This window comes from Lentilactobacillus sp. (assembly GCF_040773105.1).
Classification (GTDB): Bacteria; Bacillota; Bacilli; order Lactobacillales; family Lactobacillaceae; genus Lentilactobacillus; species Lentilactobacillus parabuchneri.
In genome coordinates, this window is sequence record NZ_JAXGWW010000033.1 from 1 (window position 1) to 15,827 (window position 15,827).

Genomic DNA, 15,827 nt, shown 5'->3' on the forward strand with positions numbered 1-15,827 from the left:
TAGTGTTTCATACCGGTCCAATCGCTTTCCTCATCAGTCCCGATAATCAAACGAATTTTGGTGTGAGGCATAAAGCTATGATCCTTTAGCATTTTCAACCCGTAATAAGCGGCCAAAGCTGGTCCCTTGTCATCGGATGTACCACGGCCAAAGACCAAACCATCTTTTTCAACCATTTCAAACGGATCGGTTTCCCAACCATCCCCGGCTGGCATCACGTCCGCATGGGCCTGCAGTGCCATGGTCTTCTCACCGGATCCATATTCAATATAGCCAACGATATTATCCAAGTTTTTGGTAGTGAAACCGTCACGCTCAGCGAAAGATAAAAACTTCAGCATGGCTTTAGTTGGCCCTTCACCCAACGGATAGTCCTTTGTTTGATGGTCATCATCCCGAACACTTTTAATGCTGATTAATTCTTTAAGGTCGTTTAAATAAGCTTGTTTGTAATCTTGAGCCGTCTGTTTCCAATCAATTGTCATTTCATTTCGCTCCCGTTCATTTCTTATAGTTTAATTTTATCACAATCCGGTACCGACGTTTGAGATAGACCAACTCGACGAAATGCTATAATGAATTTGAATACAGATTTGATAGGAGATCTGAAATATGGTAAAAGTTAAAAAAATCACCCAAACTATTTTAAATACGGTTATTCAAAAACGTCCTGCCGATAGTTTTAAAGGGACTTACGGCAAAATTGCCTTAATCGGCGGCAGTCATAACTTTGGCGGGGCAATTATCATGGCTTCGCTTGCAGCCGTTTATTCCGGCGCCGGCTTGGTGACAACGATTACCGACCAGACAAATCAGACCAGCCTCCATGATTGGCTGCCTGAAGCCATGTTTGTTGACTGGAACCAATTTGAACAAGCGGCGCCGATTATCCAAGCCGCAAACGTTGTCGTCATTGGACCGGGACTTGGCACCGATAATCAGGCCTTTGATTTATTGACGAAAACTTTCCAACTAGCCAAGCCGGGGCAAATTTTTGTGATCGACGGCTCCGCTCTGACGTTACTTGCAGCTAACAAATTGGCGCTACCACAAGATTCGATCAATGTTTTGACGCCTCACCAGATGGAATGGCAACGGGTATCCGGCATTCAAATGGCCGACCAAACCCCGCAAGAGAATCAAGCAGCAGCTCAAAAACTGAACGCAATTGTCGTCGTCAAATCTCACCGGACGCAGGTTTATGCCAATGACCAGATATACGAAAATACCGGTGGGACCCCGGCTCAGGCAACTGGTGGCATGGGCGATACGCTTGCCGGGATGGTTGGCGGATTTGCTGCCCAATTCAGAGATACGCCAAAAGCCGTCTTGGCCGCCGTTTACAGTCACAGCGCAATCGCCGATAAATTGGCCGAAAAGCAGTATGTCGTTTTACCCCATCAAATTAGTGAGGCACTGCCAAAATTTATGCATAAAAACCAAGCAAATTAACGACGATAAACCAAAGAGGACGGACAAAACGAAACGTTTTGTGCCGCCCTCTTTCAGCTCTAATCGTTATTTGCCACCACTGAATTTTAATCTCATCACGACTAGTTAATTTTCAGCAATCGTCTCAATCCTTCACTTCTGGGCCCCAGTATCATATCGGCAATGCGACTCTTGAGTGCTAAATAAATATAAATCAAACCGCCGATAACAACTGCCGCTAACGTGACAATCAAACTGACAACCCGGCCAAATGGATTACTGAACAAATTGAACACGAAATTCAGTCCGTAGACTGTGCCCAGCGCGGCCACGTACATAAACAACGAATACTTGGTGATTTTCCTAAATCCGATATCCAACATATTTTTGTCAAACCCAAAGTGGCGGTTTAAGTACCGCAATATCAGCCAGTTAGCGACCATTAAGCCAATCCCGGTGGACAAAAGCGGCCCAAAGGCGCCCAAATAATAAGTGCACGGCCACTGGAGGACCAGTTTGACAACGGTCCCCATCGCAAAAAACTTCACCGCCCGTTTATTCTGGGAAAGCCCCTGCATAACTGCTGACACCACAACGAAGAGTCCCATCGGAATCGAAATAATTGATGAAAATGTCAAGATATTGGCGCCCAATGCCTGCTGATTAGTGCCGTAAAAGACTCGGTTGAGCGGTCCGGCAATGGCTGCCATCCCCAATGCGGCGGGAATCATCACAAACATAAATAATGCCAAGACATTGGAATTTTGGTGTTTAATTTGATCCTGATCCCCATTCGTTAAAGCCTCGGATAACAATGGAACGGCTGTTATTGCCAAAGCGGATGACAACGAAATCGTGATCATGATCAATTTATTCGAGTTAACCGCAAACATGGCGTATAAATCTGACAATGTTGTATAGGTATAGTGAGTTGCAATATTCATAATTTTGAAGAAGGTAAACTGATCAATTAACATAAAAATCGTAATGCCAGCTCCCAAAATGACAAACGGAACTGCTTGCGCAATGATTTCTTGGTATAATTGTTTTGCTTCAACATGGATGTCATTGCTGCTGTTTTTGACCAACGACCGAAAGTCTTCCCGCCGTCTGAGGTAATACACACCAAGGGTGATCAAGCCGGCGACCGCTCCAACGAACGCTGCAAAAGTGGATTGCGATACCGCATGGACCCAACTGCCGTGAAATAACCGCATGATAATAAAGGCGGTAATCAGCATATAGGCCACTCGGGCAAGCTGCTCAACAAATTGTGAGATCGCTGATGGTGCCATTTGTTGATAACCCTGGAAATAACCACGGGTTAAACTCATGGTTGGAATAATCAAAATGGCCCAGGCCAACGAATGAAGGACGGGAATGACATTTGGATTGCCACCATCAATCAATGGCGCACCGAAGTATAGAAATAGCGCACAAATTGCCCCAGTCCCAACTGCCAGCACTAACCCACGCTTGTATAACCGCACGCCGACACCATACTCATTAAGGGCATTATAATGCGCAACCTGCTTGGCAATTGCTGAAGGAATCCCGGCAATTGCGGCGATTAGGAAAAAGCTGTAAATGTTATAACCCAGTCCATAAAGGGCGTTTGCCCGGAAAAAATAGTTGCCAAACCAAATCCCCCAGGGGATGATATAAACAGCGCCAAGAAACCGGCTTAAAATACTGCCGGCCGTCATCCATGCGGATCCTGACAGCATGACATCCCGAGATCTTTCCGACTGATTTGGATTGTTATCAATCATCATCGTTCCTACTTTCGTTTACTTTTAATACTCGCCTTATTCTAATCAAGATATTAATGAATAGCAATAACCGCTGGAGATATTAAAAATTACTTAAGCATCAATTGATTTACAGCGATGTAATGAAAAAGTGTTGTCAGAGATGCCCTAAATGCACTAGAATATTTTTATATATGGTCTTAATAATTTTCGAGGTGAAACGCTTGTGAGTAAAAAAAGAATCGAGTGGATTGACGTCGCCAAAGCAGTCGGTATCGTAGCCGTTGTCTTTGGTCACGCCATGACACGGCACGGAACCATGTTCCATTTTCTTTATTGGTGGCATATGCCGATCTTCTTCATCATGGGAGGGTTTTTCTTAAAACCAATTGTGAATAATGACTGGATGGGATTTTTCAAAAAACGAATCCTGCCGTTGCTCATTTCATATTTGATTTGTGGAAGTTTTTTAATCATACTTTCACACTTTATCCGCGGTGAAAGCTGGTCTTACACCATCTTCTACTTTGCACGTCTACTGTATGGTGGCCGAACGCTCAATCATTATTTAAGTGTCTTTTGGTACATCAACGTTTACCTGTTGGCCCTGGTCTTTACCTCAATTGTCATTACATACGTTAAAAACCGGGAAGCACAAATAATCGTTGCCTTTTCATCGTTAATTATTTCAACAAGTTACAAACATATTTACTTCTTGTCATATAAATATGTTCCTTGGGATTTGGATGTTGCCTTTATTGCGATGTTCTTCATGATATTTGGCTATTTATATTTCCACAAGATTCAGCAACTAGTAAAGGATCTCTGGGTGATTATTCCGGCAACCATGCTGACTGTCTGGTTATTTTGGATGCAGCACATGGACCGTTTCAACTTTGCACTTTTCTTAAAGTCGAAGATCATTCACGCATCCTATCACCACATTGCAATCTCACGGGTTTCTTACGTGACTTTTATTCCAATTATTGTCTGTCTGGTGGTATTTAGTGCCAGCTATTATTTCTGTAAATTTATGCCCCAATTTATCATTAAGCCGGTTCAACTATTGGGCCAGCAAACATTGGGGATCATGTTCCTTCATAAAGCGGTTATTGATATTATTGATGAAGCCGGCTATAACGGTGCGATCATGGAAACAGTTCTAGCGGTCCTAATTTCGTTTGCTTTATCGCTGCTGTACGGCTTCATCAAACAACGATTCAAGAATTCTCAAATAAGGCGGTCAGCTAGTTGATAAATTATCGGCGCTCAAGAAAATGGCAAATACTATACTTTTTAATAGGCGGCATTCTTATCTTGAGCTTCGGTTTCAATATTTGGCAGACTCAACGGGCACAAGATCAACTCAAAACACAGTATGTGACTTCAAATACGCCGACGATTTTTCTTCACGGTTGGAGCAGTTCACTCCGTTCCGAAAAAGATATGGTTTCGGCTGCCGAAGTCAGTGGCGCTGCATCGCGGCGGATGATTATTCATGTTCGACCTAACGGAAAACTAAAGGTTACCGGCACAATCAAGAAATGGATGGTCAACCCGATTATTTTAGTTCGAATGGACAATAATCGAGCTGGAGAGGTTCAGTATGCCCACTGGCTCACCAAAGTTTGTAAGATGTTCAAGAATAAGTACCACGTGAATCAACTGAATTTTGTCGGCCACTCCATGGGTGCTTACGCGGTCATCTACTATAATTTGATGAATGGAAACAACAAAGACGTCCCTCGGGCGAACAAGTTATGCGTCATTGCCGGTCCGTACGATGGCATTATGGATAATCATAAATCCAACCAACCCACTTCTGGTCCATTAATGCAGTTATGGGATGATGCGCCAAACCAAAATCGAATTTTAGCAACTGGAAAACCTAAAATTATTCACCCTGAATATCGCCTACTGTATCGATTGCGAAAGAACTTTCCGCATCAAGCCAGGGTATTAAACATCTATGGTAATTTGGGTGACGGTTCGAATTCAGACGGTGTGGTCACAACCGCATCCGCCCTTTCACTGGGATATATTTTACGCGACCATGTCAGCTTTTACCAAACATTTGAGGCGTTTGGCGACAAAGCCCAACACAGTGCGTTGCACAACAACAATATGGCAGTCAATAAAATATTAACCGAATTTCTCTGGGATAAAAATTACCGCGACAATTCGGCAAGTGAATTGATGCAATAATCTCAAATCGACATCCGTACCAACCATATCAACTAAATGAGCAAGGGGCTGTGACAAAACTAACGTTTTGCCAACAGCCCCTTGCTTTTTCAATTTTATATAGCCAAAACGTGTGCCAAAAGGCCGTTTCCTAATGCACTGATTTGACCAATTTGCGGTTGGCCGTGATGTATTGACCATTTTTTAAGACAAAACGGGTTGTCAAATGATAACGCACAATTTTGACGGGTCTCACCAGCTTTCCATAGCGATAAGTTGTGACGTGACCAGTTAAATTTTGGTGACGGTATCCCTTAACGCCCCTTGGATTGATCACTCTAATTTTTGTGTGTTTGCCTTGATAGTACACTGGGCGGACATACTGCTCATTTGCGGTGATATACCCACGTTTGCCATCAGAGCGTCTCAAATGATTAACATCACGGACCCGATATCGAAGCTGGCCATTCTTCGATCTGGCATATCCGGTCACCACAAACATTGGCCGGGAGTGGCGCTTTTGTTTGGCGTAACTAAATAACCGGTTATATTTGGCAAAGTTAACTGACTTGTATAAACCAATTCGTTTTAGCGCATAAACAACCGTCCCTTTTGAAACAAGTTTGCCAGCCTTTTCCGAAACCATGTTCGACCGCGTCAGTGTTGACGACTTTTCATGTGTTTGAGAACCTTTGACCGCAGATTTTTCACCGTTGCGTTCCGTCTTTGCGGTTTTTGTAGTTACAGTTGATTTCATGACGAGATCTGCTGTTGATTTTGTTGGCATTTGAACAGTCTCAGATGGCTTGTTTGACGTCTGATTTGGTGTGACAACGGACCTCACTGAGCACTGTGACACCACGTTAGCTGTTTTGTGATCTCGGGGCGCTGGGCGCAACTCCGGAACCGCTGGCTTATGCTTATCCTGATTATTGACGCTGATTTCTTTTTGGGTCTGCTCAGTTTTGTTCCGACGCGGCTGACTATCAACGTTAGTCGCCTCTGTTACGGGTTTATCCGTTGCTGCCAGGTGTTTGGTAACTGGCTGGATCGGCTTTCCGTGATCAACCACCAGCTCCTTAGTTTGGCCATCAGACTTTTCGTTCTTAGAAGGAATCTGACCGGTGGATGCAACTTCAGGTTGCTGCGGGGTGAGTGGTTTAGGTAAGTTTGAAATCGAGACTTCGCTCGTTGTTTCACCCACGACATGCTGGGAGGGTGCCTGTTTTGTTGGTTCTGCAGGTTCTGTGCGCGCTGTTCCCTGTTCGCCCTTTGGCAGATAGAAGAACGTCACTTTATAGGTCGGATCTTTTAATTCCTGGAACGTAAACGTGACTGAATTGTCCGGATTCTTGACAAAATATTGGTTCGGAAGCTCAACGTTATCTAGTATATAACCTTCAATTTGTTTGGGAACAAGCGTGACCTTATCGGCATAGTGCAGTGTCTTAATGTCTGTTGACATAACATAGCGTTTTTTACTCTCAACGTAATTAATATTGACGGTTGCGGTATATAGCCCCGTACTTTGCGACCGATAGCGGATCTTAATTGGATCGCCCTGACTTTGATTGGTCTTCGGCACTAGATTGGACTCTGAATTGGCAGGAACATAATTCTTCAATGCTGGTGCTTCAAACTTTTCTCCAACAGTTCCAGTCATTTTAATCGGCCTGGTGCCGGGTACATTTGCCCAGCTGCCATCTCGATCAAGCTGATACTGTGGCTGAACGTAAAATGTGACCTGTTGCGTTTTAATGGCCGTACGCTGTTCTTGGGCATCCGCCTTGACTAAAGTCGGTGATTGCCACAACATCATACCGCCAATGGTTGCCAAAACAACTGGTGCCAAATACTTAACTCTTTGTCGCTTCAAATAATTCATAATCGTTTCCCCTTTATATTTAATTCAAACAGGCCCTCTCGTCCCGTTCATAATTATATATACGCAAGAAACGCTGGATATTTTTTTATTTTTCTGATTATTTTGATTTTTTTCTAAACAAAAAGGCTGAGACACGAATTCATGTCCCAGCCCGATTTGTTCAAATATGCCTCAGGTAAACTGTGCGCCAAAAGTTATCTTCCGACCGCATCAGTCACTTATCCAACAACAATATTCACAATTTTATTTGGAATTACAATGACCTTACGAATCGTCTTGCCTTCAAGATACTTTTCAACATTTTCATCTTGTTTAACTGCTTTTTCAACTTGATCCTGAGCTGCATCACGGTCGATCTCAATGTGTGAACGGACTTTACCGTTGACTTGAACTACCATTTGAACGGTGTTTTCAACCAGCTTGGAAGCATCGTAAGTTGGCCAAGCTTCATACGTAATTGTCTCATCATGTCCTAGGAGGCTCCACAACTCTTCAGCAATATGTGGAGCAACTGGTGACAACAATTTAACGAAGCCTTCCATGTAGTCGATTGGCAGCGAATCAGCCTTATAGGCGTCGTTAACGAAGACCATCATCTGAGAAATGCCGACGTTAAATCGCATGTGACTAAAATCATCAGACACAATTTTGACGGTTTGGTTGTAAATTTTGTCGAGCTTGCCATCATTAATGGTCGTCACACGATCACGCAGATGGTTATTATCGTCAATCAACAAGCGCCAGACCCGGTCGAGCCAATGGTAGGCACCATGAATTCCTTCAGTACTCCAAGGCTTGGCAGCGTCAATTGGGCCCATGAACATTTCATAAACCCGCAGCGTATCGGCACCATATTCGTCAACGATGTCATCCGGGTTGATCACATTTCCCTTTGATTTAGACATCTTTTCGTGGTTGGTTCCCAAAATCATCCCTTGGTTAACCAGCTTCTGGAATGGTTCTTTGGTTGGCACAACTCCTAAATCATAAAGGAACTTATGCCAGAATCTTGCGTATAGCAAATGTAGTACCGCATGCTCGGCACCACCGACATAGAGATCAACCGGTGACCAATATTTCAACTTTTCAGGAGACGCAATCGCTTTGTTGTTATGAGGATCCATGTAACGCAACCAGTACCATGAGCTTCCAGCCCATTGCGGCATGGTGTTGGTTTCTCGTTTCCCTTTGCGGCCATTTTCATCAACGACATTCACCCAGTCATTCAAATTAGCAAGTGGGCTTTCTTTACCGCCGGAAGTTTGAATATCCTTGGCTTTTGGTAAGCGAAGTGGTAATTCATCTTCCGGAACCAGCGTGGTTTCGCCATCTTCCCAGTGAATTACCGGAATTGGTTCACCCCAGTAGCGTTGACGGCTGAAAATCCAGTCTCGAAGTCGGTAGTTGACCTTTTCGTGACCGGCCTTATGTTCGGTTAGCCAATCGATCGCTGCTTTGATAGCCTCGTCTTTGCCCATGCCGTCAAGGAACCCTGAATTAAAGTGGGGACCATCGCCGGTAAATGCGGCTTCATCGGTATTACCACCTTCAATAACCGGCACAATTGGCAGACCGAATTTCTTGGCAAAATCATAGTCACGATCGTCATGAGCAGGAACGGCCATAATTGCACCGGTTCCATATGATTCAAGGACGTAATCACCAATCCAAATTGGCACTTCCTTGCCGTTCATTGGGTTAATTCCGTAAGCCCCGGTAAATACCCCACTCTTATCTTTGTTTAAATCCGTTCGTTCCAAGTCAGATTTACGAGAAACTTCTTCTTGATAAGCCTTTACCTGATCGGCTTGTTCCGGCGTGGTAATCTTTGCCACCAACTCATGTTCAGGAGCCAAAACCATGTATGTAGCGCCAAAAAGAGTATCTGGACGAGTCGTGAAGACCTCGACTTGATCATCCGGATGGCCTTTAACACCGAAGAAAACACTAGCGCCTCGTGAACGGCCAATCCAATTGCGTTGCTGTTCCTTGATGCTTTCCGGCCAATCCAGGTCATCGAGATCGTCAATTAAGCGGTCGGCATATGCGGTAATCTTTAAGACCCACTGACGCATTGGGACACGGTATACTGGGTAACCGCCACGTTCCGTTTTGCCGTCAACAACTTCTTCGTTGGCAACCACGGTACCCCCCATGAAGTCTGGAGCCCAGTTGACTTCAATGTTATCTTCATAAGCTAAACCACGCTTGTAAAGCTGTTCAAAAATCCATTGTGTCCACTTGTAGTAGCTTGGATCCGTGGTATTAATTTCACGATCCCAATCATATGAAAATCCAAGCGACCGAATCTGGCGCTTGAAGGTCTTAATATTTTTCGCCGTGAAATCCCGTGGATTGTGGCCGGTCTTTAACGCATACTGTTCAGCGGGTAATCCAAACGCATCCCATCCCATTGGATGAAGAACATTTTTGCCCTGCATGCGTTTCATTCTGGCCATAATATCTGTCGCCGTGTAGCCTTCTGGATGGCCAACGTGAAGTCCCTGACCTGATGGATAAGGAAACATGTCCAAGACATAGTATTTCTCTTTGTCGGCATTTTCTGTCGTCTTAAATGTTTTATGTTCTTTCCAATAATGTTGCCATTTTCGCTCAATTACCTCATGATTGTATGCCATTTTGCAATTGCCACCTTTCAATATTTTTCAAGATATGAAAAAAGTCCCATAAGAAACCACACTGGGCTTCTTATAGGACGATTTATCGCGGTACCACCTATATTCTCAATTACTTGAGCACTCGGATCAATAACGGCGATAAACCGGCGTGGCTTACTTTGTTCGGCCAGGCACTCGACGATGAGTTCACCACCACTTGCTCTGAGTTCGCAGCACCCACTCAGTTTCTGGATAACAGGTCGTTAGTTACTAATTCGTCTCTGCATTTTCACAAATTGAAATTATTGCCTATTATCATAACAAAACGTTCAGTAAAAAACAACTGCCCAGCGTGCTATAATTTTAGATATTGGAGTGAAAAACATGAAAAAACAATCTCAATTAGGATTTAATTTAACGGCCGGCGTTTCCCTGGTCATCTTTCTGATGTTGGCTTATGGCGTCTTGTTTCACCAGACCTGGATTCACACGTTTGATCAATACTTTGGTCACGCAGTCCGAAGATTTATCAGTCCAGGGCTATCGACTTTTATGATTCATTTTACTAAATTTGGCAACTTTACTTCGTTACTCGGCTTTACGGTCGGGGCGGGATTGATTTTATTTTTAGTCCGCCGAATTAAAGCGGCACTGTTCCTCTTAATTAATGGCGTACTCCTAGCTGGACCCGTCAACGTTTTAGTCAAACACTTCATTAATCGCCCGCGGCCAACGTTACCCCACATGGTCACTGTTCATTCAAGCAGCTTTCCCAGCGGCCATTCAATGAGTATCATGCTCATTGCCGGCAGTCTAATCCTGATCGCCAACCGACTCTTGAAAAGCGCAACGACCAAGCTGATTGTGGGGATTTTGCTGGCAATCATTATTTTGGGGATTGGCATCAGCCGGATCTATGTCGGGGTGCACTTTGCCAGTGACGTCTTGGGTGGTTGGAGTTTAGGCTTCGTAACATTAGCCATCTCACGTTATTGCTTTAATCGATTTGGAGGTGGGATTGCATGAAACAGTTATTATCCGCACTGGACTTCAGCCACGAACTGTTATCGCAAGTGGTCAGTTATGGCGATACGGTCGTTGACTGCACCGTTGGAAATGGTCACGATACCCTGTTTTTAGCCAATTTGGTCGGCACGGACGGGACCGTCTATGGATTTGATATTCAGGCCCAGGCAATTGAAAATACCAAGGCGCTGCTTCGCAAAACTCCGCCCAGTGCTAAAAACATTTTTTTATATAATATCAGTCATTCAAAAGTGGATGAAATTCTGCCCTACCAAACCATGATTTCAGCAGCCATTTTCAATCTTGGTTATTTACCAGGGGGCGATAAAACGATCGTCACCTATCCGGAAACCACGATTGAGGCAATTAAGGGTTGTTTAAATCACCTGGCTCATAATGGGCTGATCATTGTGGTTGCCTACTATGGCCATCCAGGCGGTGAACGCGAAAAAAACACCGTCCTCGAATTTGGCAGTCAACTAGACCAAAAACGGTACAGTGTTTTAGAGTATAGCTTTTTAAATCAAACCCATTGGCCACCGATTTTGATGGCCATTCAGCGTATCGATTAATTGATTCGCTGTTTTTTATTGCGCCGGTCAGCTAAATTAACTGCATAAGCGATGACAATTAAAATCAGACCGACGACAAACACATTGTGCAATGAGTTATACAGAATTTCTCGCAAATGAGGTAACACTTTTTCACCTAATTCGTGGGCGGTCAACGGATTAATCAGCTTGTCCATCATCTTAAGCGATGTCCCATCAGTTTGGCGGACACCTCGTAACATCGTCGTGTTCATGACAATGCCAAATACTGAAATCATCAAGGTTTGTCCAAGGGTTCGGCAAAGCGTATTAAATGAAGTCGCCACCCCAATTTGAGTGGGCTTAACTTCGTTTTGGACGCTGATAATCGACGTAGTGACCGTTAAACCGAATCCGGTACCAACGATCATTGAAATGCCTAAAAAGGCCACAAACGGCGTATAGGCCGGAATAAGGACCATAATAACGGCACCCACCAGGATAAAGAACAAACTGAGGTTAATAATTCGATACGGTGACGTCTTGGCTAACAATTTGCCGGCAAGAAACGACCCGACGATCCACATCAATGAACTTGGGGTAACCGCGAAACCAGCCATGGAGGCCCTCAGTCCGAGTATTCCCTGCGTCCAATCGGGCAAATAAACTTCATAGCCGATCAGAAAGCCACTGACCAGAAAAACCACGATGTTTTGAACAACAAACGTCCGGTTGTCAAACAGCTCCATTGGAATTAACGGGTCTTTGGCCAGGCGTTCCGTTCTGATAAACATCACAAAGGAAATAATAGCGACCAAAAAGCAGACGGCAACAATCTTCCAATTAATCGGATCCTGGCCGACTAATTGAAACGCGTACATGACTGCCAGTAACATGACTGTGAGCCAACTGGTGCCGGCAATATCCATTTTAGTCGAGGCATGCTGTTTTTCTTCGTGGAGGAAAAATTGCACCATTACCATCACAATCAAACCAATTGGCAGGTTAATAAAAAAGATCCAGTGCCAGCTCAAACGATCAACAATAAAGCCACCCAACAGCGGGGCGATAACGGAAGCAATCCCCCATGCTGACGAGTTTAGTCCCAGCACCTGAGCGCGTTTTTCCAATGGATAGATGTCCGCGATAATTGTATTTGAAATTGGCATAATCGATCCGGCACCAATTCCCTGAATGGCCCGCCAAAAGATTAAAACCAACATTGAATGGGAAAGTCCAGACATCACCGAACCAAAAATGAAAATCAGGATTCCTACAATAAACATCGGCTTGCGACCAAAACTATCGGCTAATTTCCCGTAGATTGGTGTCGCAATTGCGTTGGTAAGTAAAAAGATCGAAAAGACCCAGTTCATGAGGGAAACCCCACGCAAATCACCAACGATAGTCGGCATGGCCGTTGAAACAATGGTTCCTTCGATCGCTGCCATAAAAGTGGCAATGAACAGAGCGATTGTCACTAATGTCACGTTACTTTTTGTCGCTGTTTTCGTCATGAAATGACCCCTTTTTTCTCTAAATTAAACAAAAAAATGCCCTTGAATTTTCAAGGGCGTTTTGCTTGTCAGCTGTTTATAACTTGAAATAATCTTTTAACGCATCAACTTTATCGGTATGTTCCCAAGGAAGATCAATATCGGTTCTTCCAAAGTGGCCGTAAGCAGCCGTTTGTTCATAAATCGGTCGCTTCAAATCAAGCATCTTAATAATTCCTGCAGGTCGTAAATCAAACATGGCCCGAGTAGCATCGATCAACTTTTCTTCCGGAACTTTGCCAGTTCCAAAAGTATTGATGTCGATCGATACCGGCTTGGCAACACCAATTGCATAGGCTAACTGGATTTCTGCTTCATCAGCCAACCCGGCAGCGACAATGTTTTTGGCAATGTAGCGGGCTGCATAACTGGCGGAACGGTCAACCTTGGTTGCGTCCTTGCCGGAAAATGCGCCACCACCATGGTGGGCAAAACCGCCGTAAGTATCAACGATAATCTTTCGGCCGGTCAAGCCGGCATCCCCTTGAGGGCCACCGATGACAAAACGGCCGGTTGGGTTAACCAAATAACGAGTCTTATCGTCAAGATACTTGGCAGGAATAACCTGCTTAATGATCTGATTGATCACGTCATTTCGAACCTGGTCCAAGCGAACACCATCGTCGTGTTGGGTACTTAAAACGACCGTATCAACCCGTTCCGGCTTTCCGTCATCATTGTATTCAACCGTTACTTCGGCTTTGGCATCCGGGCCGAGGTAACCGATTTCGCCACTCTTACGCAGGGATGCTTGTTTTCTCATCAGCTGATGAGATAAAGAGATTGGGAGCGGCATCAATTCTGGTGTTTCGTTAATGGCATAACCAAACATCAAGCCCTGATCCCCGGCACCAATCTGGTCGAGTGGATCGTTGTTACCTTCACGTTGTTCCAACGCGTCGTCAACGCCAAGGGCAATATCCGGCGATTGACCATCCAGGGCCACAATGACAGCACATGAATCACCGTCAAAGCCATAACGACCATGGGTATAGCCAATTCGCTTAATTGTGTTTCGAACCACTTTTTGAATATCCACATAGGCAGTGGTCGAAATTTCACCAAACACAAACACCAGTCCTGTGGTGACTGATGTCTCACATGCAACCCGGGCATCCGGGTCCTTTGCTAACAAGGCATCCAAAATTGCATCACTGATTTGATCAGCAATCTTATCCGGATGGCCCTCTGAAACTGATTCCGAAGTAAATAAATGTTTTTCACGCATTTCATTTTCCCCCTCTTTATTTTTAAGGTTACAAGGCTTCTTCACGCAGCGCGCGAATCCTATCGGGAACTCATAACTTTTCAATCTTATCATAAAAAATTTTATTTTGTAAACAATTTTTTAATTGGTCGTTGACCCCCACCCTGAAAAACATTACGATTAATTTTATAACAATCTTTCGAAAACTTAAGAAGGAGAATGCCCTTGTTAACCATTAATCGATCAAGTTTGGCACAGTCCGGGTTTCGTATCATTTCACTTTTAATCATCTGGATGCTGTTTGCCAACGTTTCATTTAATCAATTTTTTCTCAACCCGCAGCTTCGTCAGCTCACCTTAATCGGACTGATTTTAGCGGTTTTGTTAAACGAAGTCTCCAGTCCAATCAAGACATTTTCCGTGATTGCGGTTAGTGACGTACTTTTAGTGATTCTTTTGGGATTTCTCTATTTTAAAACTGCTTCGGTCAATATTTGGCTGATCCTGATTGACTTTTTGTTGGCCAACGTCCTGTTGTTAAGCAAATTTATCGACGAACCCCACTGTCGCTGGATTATCTACGGCTTCATCAGCGGCACCGGGCTGGTCTTTTTATTTAATCTTTCATACCACCATTATTTTTCACTGGTCTCGTTGATGTACATCACCTTGATGATTTTTGCCAACATCTTTTTTTCGTACTATGCATTCATGAAAAAAGGCAGCCAGTTTTCAATGATCGTCATCTGCGTGCTCATCCTGCTGTTATGTTTGACGTTGGAAATTTCATTTTTTAAACTGCTGTTAATCACAATTGTGTTGGCATTTTACATTTTCTTCGAATCCAAGGTCAACCAGCGAAATCACGAAAAACGGGCCAATGTGTCGCGAATTTCATTTTTATTATTTTCAATGTTGGTCGTTCTTTAAGGTTCATTTATTATAATTTTGTTAATATGATTAATTTTGCGAAAAGAAATCTCAATAATCCGTCTAGCGCACTGCCAAGCGTGTAAGATAATTGTAAATTGATTAACTTGGTAAGGCGGTGAAAAGCGTGAATATTAAAGTAGTTGGTGACATCCGAATCGGAAAAATTCAACCTTCATTAACCGGTAACCCGATTGTCGACGATGTCTTGATTCAACACTTCTGTGACCAATTAAAAAAGCAGTTAACTTCCCTGCATTTATACGTTGACATCGTCGCTGACCATTTCTTCGACCCAACCAGTCAAAGTCCCGATATTATCTTGATGGACAAGCGCATTATCGATGATCTTCCAGATGAACTTTTGATGAACTTTAAAATCATTGAGATTGACCACAACGATATTTTAAGAGGCAATGTCACAAACGCCATTGCAGCACTTAAACATTTCAACAGTGGTGGCACCCAGCTTGGGGAACACTTGTCAGCGATTTAAATCAACCACATTTAACAATTGAACAAACTAAAAACTAGGTCTTTGAGTAAAACGCAAGTTTTGCTCAAAGACCTAGTTTGGTGTTTTAACGATTATTTCAGAGATGGTCACTTGCGAAAGCGACCGTCTCTTTTAATGTACCAAATCATGACAACAACCATCAATAACGTGAGAACAACCGTATAAAACCAGGCCTGATCGGCACTTGCCAAA

General features: G+C 43.8%; 13 protein-coding genes, 1 riboswitch and 1 other annotated feature. Of the genes, 7 read left to right on the top strand and 6 right to left on the bottom strand.

All coding sequences use genetic code 11. The annotated features are described in order from the left end of the window. The coding region (locus tag AB3112_RS03060; protein WP_367333939.1) for a Sapep family Mn(2+)-dependent dipeptidase at window positions 1–485 on the bottom strand (485 nt) is incomplete at its 3' end. Between the two features lie 127 nt (window positions 486–612). Between AB3112_RS03060 and AB3112_RS03065 the strand changes: the two genes are divergently transcribed. After that, a complete protein-coding gene (locus AB3112_RS03065; protein ID WP_367333940.1) occupies window positions 613–1,452 on the top strand; it encodes an NAD(P)H-hydrate dehydratase in 840 nt (279 codons plus the stop codon). A 101-nt stretch (window positions 1,453–1,553) separates the two neighbouring features. Here AB3112_RS03065 and AB3112_RS03070 read toward each other — a convergent pair whose 3' ends face one another. After that, window positions 1,554–3,203, bottom strand: coding sequence for a polysaccharide biosynthesis C-terminal domain-containing protein (locus AB3112_RS03070; protein ID WP_367333941.1), 1,650 nt, complete (start codon window positions 3,201–3,203; stop codon window positions 1,554–1,556). Window positions 3,204–3,408: 205 nt separating this feature from the next. On the opposite strand from AB3112_RS03070, the gene AB3112_RS03075 reads away from it, so the two are divergent. Further along, the gene (locus tag AB3112_RS03075) at window positions 3,409–4,437 is read left to right on the top strand and encodes an acyltransferase family protein (RefSeq protein ID WP_084975196.1); all 1,029 of its coding nucleotides are present in this window, start codon (window positions 3,409–3,411) and stop codon (window positions 4,435–4,437) included. Next, window positions 4,434–5,387, top strand: coding sequence for an alpha/beta hydrolase (locus AB3112_RS03080; protein ID WP_084998568.1), 954 nt, complete (start codon window positions 4,434–4,436; stop codon window positions 5,385–5,387). Before AB3112_RS03075 ends, AB3112_RS03080 begins: the two co-directional genes overlap by 4 nt. Window positions 5,388–5,517: 130 nt before the next feature. Here AB3112_RS03080 and AB3112_RS03085 read toward each other — a convergent pair whose 3' ends face one another. Next, on the bottom strand, window positions 5,518–7,251 hold the full coding sequence (locus tag AB3112_RS03085) for a DUF5776 domain-containing protein (protein WP_367333942.1): 1,734 nt from the start codon (window positions 7,249–7,251) through the stop codon (window positions 5,518–5,520). A 218-nt stretch (window positions 7,252–7,469) separates the two neighbouring features. Then, window positions 7,470–9,890, bottom strand: coding sequence for a leucine--tRNA ligase (gene leuS, locus AB3112_RS03090; RefSeq protein ID WP_084975190.1), 2,421 nt, complete (start codon window positions 9,888–9,890; stop codon window positions 7,470–7,472). Window positions 9,891–9,960: 70 nt separating this feature from the next. After that, window positions 9,961–10,162: a binding site (T-box leader), on the bottom strand. Between the two features lie 91 nt (window positions 10,163–10,253). Between leuS and AB3112_RS03095 the strand changes: the two genes are divergently transcribed. Then, a complete protein-coding gene (locus AB3112_RS03095) occupies window positions 10,254–10,895 on the top strand; it encodes a phosphatase PAP2 family protein (RefSeq protein WP_367333943.1) in 642 nt (213 codons plus the stop codon). Continuing rightward, window positions 10,892–11,467 (top strand): class I SAM-dependent methyltransferase, encoded by a 576-nt coding sequence (locus tag AB3112_RS03100; protein ID WP_367333944.1) that lies wholly within the window; start codon window positions 10,892–10,894, stop codon window positions 11,465–11,467. The genes AB3112_RS03095 and AB3112_RS03100 overlap by 4 nt, the downstream gene beginning before the upstream one ends. Here AB3112_RS03100 and AB3112_RS03105 read toward each other — a convergent pair. Both AB3112_RS03105 and metK read right to left on the bottom strand, forming a co-directional pair. Continuing rightward, a complete protein-coding gene (locus AB3112_RS03105; protein ID WP_084998564.1) occupies window positions 11,464–12,942 on the bottom strand; it encodes an MDR family MFS transporter in 1,479 nt (492 codons plus the stop codon). The genes AB3112_RS03100 and AB3112_RS03105 overlap by 4 nt on opposite strands. 76 nt (window positions 12,943–13,018) lie before the next feature. Beyond that, the gene (gene metK, locus AB3112_RS03110; RefSeq protein ID WP_057910500.1) at window positions 13,019–14,209 is read right to left on the bottom strand and encodes a methionine adenosyltransferase; all 1,191 of its coding nucleotides are present in this window, start codon (window positions 14,207–14,209) and stop codon (window positions 13,019–13,021) included. Then, window positions 14,207–14,290: riboswitch (SMK box riboswitch) on the bottom strand. Its footprint overlaps the gene before it by 3 nt. A gap of 123 nt (window positions 14,291–14,413) precedes the next feature. On the opposite strand from metK, the gene AB3112_RS03115 reads away from it, so the two are divergent. Together AB3112_RS03115 and AB3112_RS03120 are read left to right on the top strand one after the other, a co-directional pair. Continuing rightward, window positions 14,414–15,118 (top strand): hypothetical protein, encoded by a 705-nt coding sequence (locus AB3112_RS03115; RefSeq protein ID WP_367333945.1) that lies wholly within the window; start codon window positions 14,414–14,416, stop codon window positions 15,116–15,118. 127 nt (window positions 15,119–15,245) lie between these two features. After that, on the top strand, window positions 15,246–15,614 hold the full coding sequence (locus AB3112_RS03120; protein ID WP_084975178.1) for a hypothetical protein: 369 nt from the start codon (window positions 15,246–15,248) through the stop codon (window positions 15,612–15,614). Window positions 15,615–15,827: the final 213 nt, after the last annotated feature.

Coding starts and splice junctions, on each gene's coding strand:
- AB3112_RS03065 (WP_367333940.1), top strand. CDS start 613: ATGGTAAAAGTTAAAAAAATCACCCAAACTATTTTAAATACGGTTATT.
- AB3112_RS03070 (WP_367333941.1), bottom strand. CDS start 3,203: ATGATTGATAACAATCCAAATCAGTCGGAAAGATCTCGGGATGTCATG.
- AB3112_RS03085 (WP_367333942.1), bottom strand. CDS start 7,251: ATGAATTATTTGAAGCGACAAAGAGTTAAGTATTTGGCACCAGTTGTT.
- leuS (WP_084975190.1), bottom strand. CDS start 9,890: ATGGCATACAATCATGAGGTAATTGAGCGAAAATGGCAACATTATTGG.
- AB3112_RS03095 (WP_367333943.1), top strand. CDS start 10,254: ATGAAAAAACAATCTCAATTAGGATTTAATTTAACGGCCGGCGTTTCC.
- AB3112_RS03100 (WP_367333944.1), top strand. CDS start 10,892: ATGAAACAGTTATTATCCGCACTGGACTTCAGCCACGAACTGTTATCG.
- AB3112_RS03105 (WP_084998564.1), bottom strand. CDS start 12,942: ATGACGAAAACAGCGACAAAAAGTAACGTGACATTAGTGACAATCGCT.
- metK (WP_057910500.1), bottom strand. CDS start 14,209: ATGCGTGAAAAACATTTATTTACTTCGGAATCAGTTTCAGAGGGCCAT.